This window comes from Cecembia rubra, from assembly GCF_003014575.1.
Classification (GTDB): domain Bacteria; phylum Bacteroidota; class Bacteroidia; order Cytophagales; family Cyclobacteriaceae; genus Cecembia_A; species Cecembia_A rubra.
Genome location: NZ_PYGF01000001.1, coordinates 1,091,405 through 1,104,351, shown reverse-complemented (window position 1 = coordinate 1,104,351; position 12,947 = coordinate 1,091,405). Strand labels below are relative to the sequence as shown.

Sequence of the window (12,947 nt, the reverse complement as noted above, 5' to 3'; positions counted from 1 at the left end):
ACTCAGTGCAAATTTAATTTAAAAATGTTTACAGGAATCATAGAGACTTTGGGAACAGTTGTCAATCTTGAAAAGGAAGGCAGTAATGTTCATTTCGATGTTCAATCCCCAATAACCCATGAACTAAAAATAGACCAGTCAGTATCCCACAATGGGGTATGTCTTACTGTGGTAGCTATAAAAGGGGATGTTTATCGGGTCACGGCCATAGACGAAACTTTGAAGAAGACCAATCTAAAAACTTTGTCCGCCGGCAAAAAAATCAATATCGAAAGGTGTATGCCTGCCAATGGGAGATTTGATGGACATATCGTTCAGGGGCATGTAGATCAGACAGGGATAGTAGAAAGTATTAAAGAACAGGATGGTTCTTGGCTTTTCGAATTTTCTTTTGATCCCAGCAATGGTAATATTACAGTAGAGAAAGGATCCATCACTGTTAATGGGACCAGTCTAACCTGTTTCAATTCAAAAAATGGACAATTTACAGTAGCTATTATACCCTACACTTATGAACATACCAACTTTCACCAGTTAAAGGTAGGAGATGAAGTCAATCTTGAGTTTGATATCATAGGCAAATATATCCAGAGGATTATCCGGGGATATGGAGCGTAAGGGATTCGGAATGTTGAATGGAGGGAGACGGCTGAGTGGAGCTTTGAAGTTTAGGTAGGCCGTTTATGTTAAACAATGGGTCTTTTTGAACCGTGACTGACCCGGTGCAGACAGGAACTTTGCGAATTTTTCTAATTTTTGAATGCTGGATTGGTACAGAAAACGGATCCACCAGATTTGGCGGATTTTCTCTGATCACATTGAATCACTAAATAATTTTGAAGCTTGTGAATTGTACTCGGGGTTGACTATTTTCCGGATTTAAACTTTGAAAGGAAACCTCCTGGATTTTATAGTTCCTCAAGCTCCTCTTTATATGCTTTGATAGAGCGGTAGATGGCAGAGGCCAGATAAGTCTGTCCATCTTTGCTGTTCAAAAACCTTTCTTCATTGACATTTGAAATGAATCCCAGTTCTATGAGCACTGAAGGCATACTTGTGGTCCATAGCACATAAAAAGGCGCCTGTTTGACCCCTCTGCTGGAGCGGTTAACCCTTGAAGTAAAATCGTTTTCAATTTTTGCAGCTAAAGAGATGCTATTTGAAATAAAAGCTTTTTGCATCAGGTTGAACATCATGTAGGATTCTGGAGAGGATGGGTCGAATCCTTCGTAGTTTTCCTGATAATTATCCTCAAGTAGGATTACTGAGTTTTCCCTTTTTACGATATCAAAATTGGCTTCAAAGTTTTTAGTACCCATTACGAAAGTTTCAGTACCATAGACACCTTTATTGGCAGCAGCATTGCAATGAATAGAGATGAATAGATCGGCTTTGTTTCTATTGGCAATATTGGATCTTTCCTTTAATTCCAAGAATACATCTGATTTTCTGGTATATATGACTTCTACACCAGGTAGATTTTCCTGGACATATTTTCCTACCTGTAATGCTACAGCCAGTGCGATGTCTTTTTCCTTACTGTATGTTCCCAAAGCCCCAGGATCCTTGCCTCCATGTCCGGCATCAATAACTACACGTTTGAGTCGGTATTCCGGTGCTTTAGAACCAGTAGTTGAAAAGCCACTAAGGAGAAAAAATGTAGTCAGTAACGAAATAATAAGAATATTTTTAACTTTAAATCTTCTCATGCGTGTGAATACTGTTAACTTTGCCCGCGTAAAATTTATAAATTTTTAAACAAATAGAAATAGTAAGTGCGTAATACTTGGATCTGTTTGCTCCTGATTCTGTTTCCTCTCTGGACTATTCCCCAGAATGCTATTGCTCAAAAAAGAGGCCAAATAACCGCGCCGGAAAGAAGAATCGTTGCTCCTGATACTGTATTAAACCCTGGCTCATTGGTTCTTCCTGACCTGGATTCCTTACTTTTTGCCCAGGACACGGTCCAAAAAGCAGATTCTACAGCCCTAACTCCCCCAAAGAGTGATATCCAAACCACCATCAATTACTATGCTGAAGACAGCATAATTACGGATTTTACCCAGAATAGGGTTTATCTCCATAAGGATGCCTGGTTTGAATATGGCAATATAAGACTAGATGCAGATTTGATCATAATCGATTGGGATAAAAGTGAACTTTTTGCTTCTGGGGTGACAGATAGTTTGGGCAATATCATCGGTAACCCGATTTTTAAGGAAGGAAGTACAACGTATGAAATCCGCAAAGAAATGCGGTATAATTTCAAGAGCCAGAAAGCCATTATCAAAGATGTGGTAACAGAGCAGCAGGATGGGCTTCTTCGTGGCACTACGATCAAAAAGGACCAGGATGGCAGTATTTATTTGGATCATGGCTATTATACGACCTGTAACCTGGCTACGCCTCACTGGCATATAAGTGCAGCCAAAATCAAATCTATAAGGGGGAAACAGGTGGTAACCGGTCCATTCAATCTTTATTTTAACAATATTCCCACTCCGGCAGGCTTGCCTTTTGGTATAATCCCGGATACTCCGGATGAAAAAGCCTCTGGTATTGTATTTCCTTCCTATGGACAGGAGCAGGTTAGGGGATTTTTCTTAAGGAATTTTGGTTATTACTTTGCTTTTAACGATTACATCCATACCCGTGTGACCGGGGATGTATATTCGCAGGGAGGATATGGTGCAAAGGCCGCTACAATTTATAAGAAAAGGTACAGATTCAGCGGCTCCTTTGATCTGGATTACCAAAGATTCAAAAGTCCAGAGACGGAATTGAATCCCTTGGATTACAATACAGTTTGGGTGAGATGGTCCCATCAACCCGAATCAAGAGGGAATTCCAGGTTTTCTGCTTCCGTCAATGCCGGTACCACCAATTACAACAATGTGGTGATCAATCCGACCAGTTTCATTACCAATGTCAATTCTGAATTTTCTTCAAATGTTTCCTATAGTAAAACTTTTCAGGGGACTCCGTTTAGTATGTCTGCCAATTTGAGGCATTCCCAAAATGTTCAGACGGATGAGGTAAACCTTATTTTACCAGATATTTCGGTCAACATGAACCGTCAAAATCCTTTCCAGAACGTTAGATTTGAACCTCTAAAGACCTTTAACGTTGCTTGGAATTTTAATTTGCAAAATTCTATCAATAACAGGATAACACCGAATTTTGGAGTTGAGAATAGCGTTTTGCAGCAGAATCAAGGGCTCAATGATTTTAACCAACCTAATGTAATCCCTTTTAATCTGGCCAATTTGCCGCAACTTTTGGCAGATGCAGACAACGGTGCCAGAAATACTATTCCCATTACCTCCAATTTTACTTTGTTCAAGTATTTTACAGGTACAGCATCTATGAATTTAACAGAGCTTTGGTATTTGGAGAGAATCAACTTTTACTTCAATCCGGCTGAAAACAGGGTAGATAAAATACTGGAACCAGGCTTCAATAGAGTGAGTTTTTACAACAGCTCATTCAACATGAATACCAACGTTTATGGATTTTACAATTTCAAGGGTAAAAAGAAAATAGAGGCCATCCGACACCATATGCAGCCATCTATTGGTTTTAATTATACTCCTGACTTTTCAAACCCCGCTTTTGGCTATTATCAAATGGTACAGGTTGATAGTTCGGGAAGATCCCAACTTTTTTCCAGGCATCAGGGCTTCATCTTTGGTGGCGCTCCACTAGGAGAAGCTAGAGCCCTTAGCTTTAATTTAAGAAATGTGGTCGAAGCTAAAATCAGAGGTGATGAGGATTCCGGTGATGGGAAAGCTAAGAAAATCCCTTTGCTTCAGTCTTTGAATTTGTCGACCAATTACAACTTTGCGGCAGATTCTTTCAACCTTGCGCCGTTCAATTTCAATACGCGTACTTCATTTTTTGAAGACAAGATTTCTCTCAACTTTTCCGGAAATATCGATCCCTACGCAAGGAGACAATTTCTAAACAATCAAAATCAATTAGTGGAAAGAAGGGTCAATGAATTTGCCTGGACAGCAGGGCAGGGGATAGGTACCTTGCGTTCACTCCAAATGAATATCAATGGTAGCCTGAATCCAAGTAAGAATGGAAGATCTCCGGGAGAGGTTAGGGAACAGATCACCAATGATTTCTTGCAACAGGGAGGGATGATGAATGAATTTGTCGAGGAAGAAATTAACAGGATTGTCAATGATCCTTCCCAGTATATTGACTGGGATATTCCTTGGAATCTTGGATTTGGATACAATATAGCCTACAACCGTTCCCAAAATGGGCAGACCAATATTACTTCTGCCGTCAATATTAACGGGGATGTGAAAATTTCCGAAAAATGGAAAATCAATTTTAATGGGGGCTATGATTTTAGAACCGCCCAAATTACCCAAACGATGATCGGAATTGCGAGAGATTTACACTGCTGGCAAATGAACGTCAATTGGATTCCATTTGGGCGGTTCACATCCTATAATGTGGATATCAGGGTGAAATCTTCTATCCTTCAAGATTTGAAAGTTTCCCGCCGAAGATCCTTCTTTGATAGGTAAGTTGTATTTAGACCTTGATGTAAATTTTCTTTTTATCCATCCAGAGACCGATCAACCAGATCAATAACATATAGGCAATTGAAAATAAAAGCGAGGCATCTTTTGGACCCAGCCAGCTTGTAAACAGGTTTTCATAAATGATTCCTTTCAATGTTTGGTCACCGATACGGATAATGTGAAATAAAGTGATTACCACCCCGGAAAGCACATAGAGTATCAAAGGATTTCTTCCAAAAACCTCTAAGGGGTAAGTCCAGTTTCTTTTTTGCCAAACTTCGATCAAAAGCACCAAGAAAGCTATCAGCAAAAGATCCAATCCAACAGTAAGCAGGACATAAGAGCTAGTCCATATTTTTTTGTTGATTGGGAAGCCTAAATCCCAAACCAGACAGATAATTATCAGACCCAAAGCCCAGATTATCAGATTTTTCACACTTTTGTTGTTGTTGCCCCATAGCTGTATGGCTTTACCTGCAAAATATCCGGCAATAACATTGACCACAGAAGGGAATGTACTTAGAATGCCTTCAGGTTCAAATGGGACTCCTTCTCCCATATACAAGTATTTAGCTCCAATTAGCCATAAATCCAACTTCACAACAGCATTTCCAGCCAATGAATATGGGTCTTCACCTTCTCCGAAATAATACAAAACTCCCCAGTAGGCCAGAAGGGTGATGATACTGAACATAATGGCTCCCCGCTTCCCGAAATAATATAAAATCAAAGATGCCAACATGTAACAAAGGGCAATTCTTTGAAGCACTCCAAGTAATCGGACTTCCAGCCAATTGATCATCGTATAGCCGGTTTCTGTACTATAATCCACAAAAGGAAAAGCATTCAAAAGCCATCCAATAATGAAGATCAGGAATGTCCTTTTAAAGACTTTCCGCAAGAATAGTCCTTGTTCCATTTGTTCAAGCTTCTTCATGCTGAAGCTCATAGCATTTCCTACCACAAAAAGAAAGGTGGGGAAAACCAGATCCGTAATAGTAAAACCATGCCATGAAGCATGTGTAAAGGGCGCATACATATGCGACCAGCTTCCTGGGGTATTCACAATTACCATCAGGGCAATCGTCAGCCCTCGCAGTACATCTAGAGCCAGATATCTTTCCTGTAAAGGAACTCCTAAAGGTGTTTGTTGGGACATAGTGATTTTGGGTTATGTTAAGTATTGGTTTGGGTAATAAGACTTTCTCGAAAATTTAAGAAAAGATTTTAATAATAAAATATTTTTTTGATTAAACAATGGGCTTTTTTAATTGTAATGATTAACTTTTGTTGCTTGTAATTCTTTGGCTTTCAACTTCTTGTTTATATGATAAGAGCTTATCTACCTTTATTTGTATTGCTTTTGTTGGGTTGTGTTCCTAAGAAGAAGCATATAAATCCTAATGAAATTCAAATACAGTGGGAATTATTGGAAAATAAGATTTTGCCAAAGCCATCCCACCAGGCAAAATTCACCTTAATTAACCAAGGGGAAATAGGTTTATTACCTGATTGGGAAATTTATTTCAATACCATTTTTTTGTCACTTCAGCCGGAAATTCTTTCCGGAGCAGTCGAGATCGAGCATATTTCAGGAGATTATTTCAAAATCCGCCCCAAAATAGAGTTTCCGGTATTGGCCCCTGGTGAGCAATACGAGATTGTATATCAATCCGGTAATTTTCTAACCAAAAACTCCCATGCACCAAATGGATTGTACATTGTATTTGCCGAACAGGAGAGGGGTTACAGTTTGGAGGGTTATACTGCCAAATCATTTGATCTGTCGGCGCTTTCCCAAGCAGTAGAGGGAATGCCTGTACCCATTCCAACTGCTGAATTTTTATATGAGCAAAACAGAAATATGCATCTAATGGATCAAAGAAGCATCAGTCCCTTCCTTCCAAGTCCTAAAGAATATCAATGGAAAGAGGGAGAGCTGACAATTAAGGGTGATGTTTGGATTGATGCAGGCCCTTTTCCAGAAGAAGCAATCTTTTTTGCTAACCGACTTTCATCCCATTATAAGGGAAAAGTAGCTGTTGGAAATCACCAATCAGCTTCTGTCAAGGTCAGGCAAAGCAGGAGAGATATGGGCAAAGAAGGATACTTGCTTGATGTGGGAGAAGAGATTATCATAGAAGCAAGCCAAAAAGAAGGGGCATTTTACGGTTTTCAATCATTATTGGCTTTGATGCCGACAGATTTTTTTTCAGGGATACAGAACGAACTCCGATTTGGTAAAATTTCCATAAATGATGGCCCTAGATTCGAACACAGGGGTTTGTTTTTGGATGTTGCTAGGAATTTTCAGAGCAAGGAGGCCGTATTCAAGCTTCTTGACCTCATGTCTTTTTATAAATTGAATGTTTTTCATCTCAACCTTGCCAATGATGAAGGCTGGAGAATTGAAATTCCAGGATTGCCTGAACTTACAGATGTTGGTAGTAAAAGGGGGCATTCCAAAGATGAAAAAGATTTCCTATGGCCCTATTATGGTTCTGGGCCAGACAAGGATCAGTCACCTAATGGAACAGGTTATTATACGGTCGAGGATTTCAAGGAAATACTCCGATATGCCAAAGAAAGGCATATAGAAGTAATTCCTGAAATAGGAGTTCCAGCCCACTCAAAGGCTGCAATCATTGCTATGAGGAAAAGGTACCATCAAAAGATGGCAGAGGGCGATGAAAAAGGGGCCAAAGAATATTTATTAGAGGATTTTGATGATGAATCAGTATACCTGTCCGCACAAAATTTCCGTGGTAATACCATCTGTATCTGTCAGGAATCCGCATTCACATTTTATGAAAAAGTAGTGGATGCAATTCTTGGCATGTATCAAGAGGCAAATGTACCTATTCATACTTTCCATACTGGAGGTGATGAGGTTCCAAAGGGAGTTTGGGAAGGATCTCCAGTCTGTAAAAATTTCATTGCAGCAAATCCGGATCTTCACCATGTACATGACCTTCCCAATTATTTTTATACCAGGATCAGTAGAATGTTTCAGAAGAAAGGGATTCAAACTGCTGGATGGGAAGAAATAGGACAAATAGAGGTGGAAGAAAAGGGGAAAAAAATTGCACGACCAAATCCAATATTTGCTGATGCGGGTTTCAGGGTATATGCCTGGAATGCAGTAGCAGGGTGGGGAGGAGAAGATATGGCCAACCAATTGGCAAATTCCGGTTATGAGGTAATCATTTGCAATTCTTCCAATATTTATTTTGACTTGGCGTACAACTTGGATCCCGATGAACCTGGTCATGAATGGTCCGGTTATGTGGATTTGAAATCCTCTTGGAGAATGGTGCCACTGAATAACTTTTTTTCAAATGACTATGATATGTATGGTAATCCAATTGATCCAATCGAACTGGCAAAAGGGAAAACTACACTTTCAGAAGTAGGGAAAAGAAATATAAAAGGAATTCAAGGACAGCTTTGGACTGAGACAGTCAAAGGTCAACAGATGATGGAATATTATTTATTGCCGAAAATGCTGGGCCTAGTGGAAAGGGCTTGGGCCCCTGATCCAAGTTGGTCTTCAATTCAGGATCAGGAAAAAAGATTGATCAGGAGGGAAGAGGACTGGAACAGGTTTGCAAATGTAGTAGGTCAAAAAGAACTACCAAGATTGGCTCATCTGTTTGGTGGCTTCAATGTCCGCCTTCCTAGACCAGGTATTTCTATTAAAGAAGGTTATTTGTATGCCAATGTGGAAACTCCCGGCCTACTCATCCGATATACCGAAGATGGAACAATACCCAATAATGGATCGCCGATTTTACAGAATCCATTACCCTATAAAGAAGGTATTCAGCTGAAAGTTTTTATTCCCCAATTTCCTTAATGTGGGGAAATAAATGGTGAATCACATGCTGTAATTTGGTATAGTGAGATTTCAATAAGTTATAATTCAGGGGGTTTCAAAGAAAAAAGTAATAAATACCAAAACTTTTTTTGAAACATTAGGTTGAGTGGTGGTCTAAGTACAATTATCTCACCATAAAACCCAATAATAATGACGCTTAAAAAATTTAAACAAAATTTAGCTGCCTTAATGGTAATGCTTGCAGTTATCAGTTGGAGTTGTTCCGAATTGGAGCAGGACTTAGTAGTAGATCAGGGCTCAGAGACTGGAATGAGCTTGGTTGAAGTATTGAAATCCATAGAAAATGGAGTAGGAGAAGATGGTCAGGCAAATGCCAGAAAAAGTGCAGTGGCCACCTATGCAACATTTAATGCTGCTTTGGGGAGTTCAGGCCTTGCTTCTGTATTTGCAAGAAATGAATTGACTGTTTTTGCTCCTTCAGATGCCGCATTTGCTGCTTTGGGGTTAAATCCGGGAAATATCAAAAGATTGCCAAATCTTAGGGAAATCCTTCTTTACCATGTTGTACCAGGTACCGTTCTTTCCAGGGACCTTTCAAATGGGTTTGTGGTTACGGTAAACGGTGCAGCTGTAGAAATCAGTCTAAATGATGGCGCAAAAGTAAATGAATCCAATATCATATTGGTTGATAAAAAGGCCAGAAATGGCGTAATTCATGGAATTGATCAGGTATTGTTGCCTCCAAGCCAAAATATTGTAGAGGTGGCTTTGGGTGCCAATCCAGAGTTCTCCATCCTTGTAGATGCAGTATTAGCAGCAGGATTCGGGGATCTTTTGGCAACGACCAATAATTTGACTGTATTTGCCCCTACAAATGCGGCTTTTGGTGAACTATTGGAAGAATTAGGTTTTGATAGTTTGGAAGAATTGATTGATGAGGATACAGGTATTGGATTAGCAGGATTGCAGCGCGTATTGGCTTATCATGTTTTTGCTGGAAGGGTTTTTTCAAGTGATCTTTCTGATACGACCATTAGAATGTTTTCACAAGATGAACTTATCATTGATGTAAGCGGCCCTTCACTCATAGATTTAGGTGATAGGGAAGCTAACATTGTATTAACAGATATCCAGGCAACAAATGGGGTGATCCATGTGATCGATAAAGTGGTTTTGCCATTTGAATAAGCAATAAAATAGGTTAGATCATTGATAGATTAATTTCTTGAGATTCGTTTAATCTGAATTAGCCAAATTTAAAAATGGGCAGTTTCTTCTTTGAGAACTGCCCATTTTTTTATCATGTTTTACCCAAGCTTTTAAAAAACTTTCAATTTTTAAACTTAAAAAAGTTACTGTAATTAAAGTTTTACAAAACTGTTTTTTTTTGTCCAATACAAACTAAATTAGGCTCAACCAAACTATTCAAAATGAGACCCTGGTTTTACCTAATATTTTTTTTGATCCTTTTGGGATATTCCTGCGGCCAAAAGGAAGAAACAGTATTTCCACAAAAAGAAAATATTTCTGAGTCGGTTTTTGCTTCCGGACTAATCAAGTCCAAAGGTCAGTACCGTGCATTTGCCAATACTTCCGGCATATTAAAATCTATATATGTAAAAGAAGGTGACCAGGTGAATGCAGGAGATATCATTGTAGAAATCAGTAATGAAGCAACAAGGCTGAACAGAGAGACTGCTGAAATTGCTTTGGCATATGCAGACCGAAGGGAGAATTTTGCTAAGTTAAAAGATTTGGAAATCAATATTGAATTGGCAAAAAATAGGTATGAGAATGATTCAATGTTGCTTGAAAGGCAAAAAAAATTATGGGCCCAGGGCATAGGGAAAGCAATTGACCTAGAACAGAGGCAATTGAATTTTGATAATTCCAAAACCGCTTTCAATTCTGCCATGCTCAGGTATGGGGATTTGAAAAGGGAAATGGATTTTAATGAAAAGAATGCAGGCAAAAGCCTAGCTCTTTCCAGATCCCTGGAAAGTGACCTTTTCCTAAAAAGTAAAATTGTAGGTAAGGTTTATGCACTTTTGGTGGAAGTTGGTGAGATGGTCAATCCCCAAACGCCTTTGGCTATTATAGGGAGTTCGGATGATTTTTTGTTGGAAATGCAGGTAGATGAGTATGATATTGTAAAAATTAAAATGGGACAAAAGATACTGGTCACAATGGACAGTTACAAGGGGGAGGTTTTTGAAGCCAAAGTAAGCAAAATAAATCCCATAATGGATGAGCGCAACAAAAGCTTTACTGTGGAAGGGGAGTTTGTACAAAGGCCTGAAATCCTGTATCCTAATCTAAATTTTGAGGCAAATATCATTATTCAGTTTAAAGAAAACGTCTTGACAATACCTAGGGCTTTCCTTTTTGGTGAAAAGTTTGTAATAAATAGTAAAGGAGACACCTTACCTGTACAGACCGGATTGAAAGGATTCCAGAAAGTAGAAATTTTGGGTGGTATTGAAGAGAGTACAGCAATCAAAAAGCCTAAATCATGAGGGTTAGCTTGATCGTAGATATAGCAAAGGCTTTGATGGTTGCAAGGTTGAAACAGACCATGGTGGCGGCGGTTGGTGTTACTTTCAGCATCACTATGTTCATTGCTTTGCTAGGCTTCATGAATGGGCTCAATGATTTATTGGATGGCCTGATTTTGAACAGAACGGCCCATGTCAGGTTTTATAATGATATCAAGCCTAATGAGGATCAACCAATAAATTTATCCAATGAATTTTCAGGGGGGTATAATATCATCCGCTCGGTCAAACCATCAATAAGCAGGGTTAGCATATACAACAATGAATCAATTATCCGCACCCTCAAAGGGGATGAAAGAATTCTTGGAGTTGCCCCAAAAATTGCGGTTCAGGTTTTTTTCAATGTAGGGAATGTGGACATTCCCGGGGTATTGAATGGAATTCAGGTCGATGAAGAGAACCGCCTTTTTGCTTTCAGTGATTATGTGGTAGCAGGTGACTTCATGGACCTTCAATATTCCTCCAATAGTATTATTCTGGGAAAAGGAGCCGCTGAAAAGATGATGGCTGAAATTGGGGATTATGTTCAGGTAACAACGGCCCAAGGCAACAGACAGCTTCTTAAAGTGGTGGGCTATTACCAGTCCGGTATCGGTGAGTTGGATAATCTACAATCTTATGTGTCGCTGGCCAGTGCCCAGAAGTTATTGGGAGAAACTTCCTCATTTATTACCGATATCCAAGTAAAGCTACATGATTTCAACCTGTCCCCGGAGCTTGCAAGAGAATACCGTTCTATATTTGGGATAGATGCAGACGATATCCAGACAGTAAATGCTCAATTTGAAACTGGCTCAAATATCCGCTCCATCATCAGTTATGCAGTAGGTATTACATTATTGGTGGTTTCAGGTTTTGGGATTTACAATATCCTGAACATGATGATTTATGAGAAAATGGATACCATTGCAATTTTGAAGGCTATTGGATTTTCAGGGGCGGATGTGAGAAATATCTTTATTACTATCGCCCTTTCCATTGGATTTGTCGGTGGACTTTTGGGCTTATTTTTTGGATTCATTTCATGTTTGGGCATTGAAAAGATCCCTTTTGAGACTGAAGCGTTGCCGGCAATTAAGACTTTTCCTGTAAATTTCAATCCTAAATATTATTTGATTGGTGGAGTATTCAGCCTTGTAACCACCTACTTCGCAGGTTTTTTTCCTTCCCGTAAGGCCAGTAAAATAGATCCTGTTGAAATCATCCGAGGAAAGTAACATGAGTAAGAAAGCTATTGAGGCCAAGAAAATCAAAAAATATTTTTTCAGCCCTGGCAAAACCCAGGTGCTGAAAGAGGTTTCCTTTTCTGTTAACAAAGGTGAGTTTGTATCAGTTATGGGAAAGTCAGGTTGTGGAAAGTCCACATTGCTTTATATTTTGTCTACTATGGATACTGATTATGAAGGGGAGGTTTTTCTAGATGATAAATTGATTACAGGCCAATCTTCCAATTATCTTTCCAGATTGAGAAATGAAAAAATCGGTTTTGTTTTCCAGTTCCACTATCTGATTCATGAATTTTCGGTTTTAGAAAATGTCATGATCCCTGGGCTAAAATTGAATGAAAAATCAAGGGAGGAACTGGAACATATTGCCATGGAAAAACTGAAGATTTTTGACATGCAGGACCATGCGCTCAAAAAGGCCAATCAGTTGTCCGGGGGCCAAAAACAAAGAGTGTCTATAGCCAGGGCATTGATGAACAATCCTTTGATCATTATGAGTGATGAACCCACTGGTAATCTTGATAAAAAGAATTCAGATATGGTTTTTGGAATATTTAGTGAAATTGTACAGGAATTTCAACAGACTATCTTGATGGTAACTCATGACCAGGAATTGGCTTCTAAAACAGACAGGACTATCCTCATGGAGGATGGGATGGTAATATCCCATGGGTAAAAGAGAAATCAAAGCCCTTTACTTACAAAAATGTTATGGGCCTTTTCCCTACAAACCCCACTTGCCTTTTTCCGTGAATAATAGGAGGTTCAAAAAAAATCTGAAAATGGA

General features: G+C 39.1%; 9 protein-coding genes. 7 read left to right on the top strand and 2 right to left on the bottom strand.

Features of this window, described 5'->3' with window-relative positions:
* The first annotated feature begins 24 nt into the window (after positions 1-24).
* The gene (locus CLV48_RS04700) at positions 25-618 is read left to right on the top strand and encodes a riboflavin synthase (RefSeq protein ID WP_106566026.1); all 594 of its coding nucleotides are present in this window, start codon (positions 25-27) and stop codon (positions 616-618) included.
* A gap of 290 nt (positions 619-908) precedes the next feature.
* Here CLV48_RS04700 and CLV48_RS04695 read toward each other — a convergent pair whose 3' ends face one another.
* Positions 909-1,709 carry an N-acetylmuramoyl-L-alanine amidase family protein gene (locus tag CLV48_RS04695; RefSeq protein ID WP_106566025.1) on the bottom strand — a complete coding sequence of 267 codons (801 nt, stop codon included), beginning with the start codon at positions 1,707-1,709 and terminating at the stop codon, positions 909-911.
* A gap of 66 nt (positions 1,710-1,775) precedes the next feature.
* On the opposite strand from CLV48_RS04695, the gene CLV48_RS04690 reads away from it, so the two are divergent.
* Entirely contained in the window at positions 1,776-4,544 is a 2,769-nt protein-coding gene (locus tag CLV48_RS04690) for a putative LPS assembly protein LptD (protein WP_106566024.1), read from the top strand.
* 7 nt (positions 4,545-4,551) lie between these two features.
* Here the strand turns inward: CLV48_RS04690 and CLV48_RS04685 are convergent, their stop codons facing one another.
* Positions 4,552-5,700, bottom strand: coding sequence for an acyltransferase family protein (locus CLV48_RS04685; protein WP_106566023.1), 1,149 nt, complete (start codon positions 5,698-5,700; stop codon positions 4,552-4,554).
* Between the two features lie 168 nt (positions 5,701-5,868).
* Here CLV48_RS04685 and CLV48_RS04680 point away from each other — a divergent pair, with 168 nt between their 5' ends.
* From CLV48_RS04680 to CLV48_RS04660, 5 genes are all read left to right on the top strand, one after another.
* Positions 5,869-8,397 (top strand): family 20 glycosylhydrolase, encoded by a 2,529-nt coding sequence (locus CLV48_RS04680; protein WP_106566022.1) that lies wholly within the window; start codon positions 5,869-5,871, stop codon positions 8,395-8,397.
* Between the two features lie 171 nt (positions 8,398-8,568).
* A complete protein-coding gene (locus CLV48_RS04675) occupies positions 8,569-9,567 on the top strand; it encodes a fasciclin domain-containing protein (protein ID WP_106566021.1) in 999 nt (332 codons plus the stop codon).
* Between the two features lie 242 nt (positions 9,568-9,809).
* On the top strand, positions 9,810-10,895 hold the full coding sequence (locus CLV48_RS04670) for an efflux RND transporter periplasmic adaptor subunit (protein ID WP_106566020.1): 1,086 nt from the start codon (positions 9,810-9,812) through the stop codon (positions 10,893-10,895).
* Entirely contained in the window at positions 10,892-12,151 is a 1,260-nt protein-coding gene (locus CLV48_RS04665; protein WP_106566019.1) for an ABC transporter permease, read from the top strand. Before CLV48_RS04670 ends, CLV48_RS04665 begins: the two co-directional genes overlap by 4 nt.
* 1 nt (position 12,152) lies before the next feature.
* On the top strand, positions 12,153-12,836 hold the full coding sequence (locus CLV48_RS04660; RefSeq protein ID WP_106566018.1) for an ABC transporter ATP-binding protein: 684 nt from the start codon (positions 12,153-12,155) through the stop codon (positions 12,834-12,836).
* Positions 12,837-12,947 lie beyond the last annotated feature (111 nt).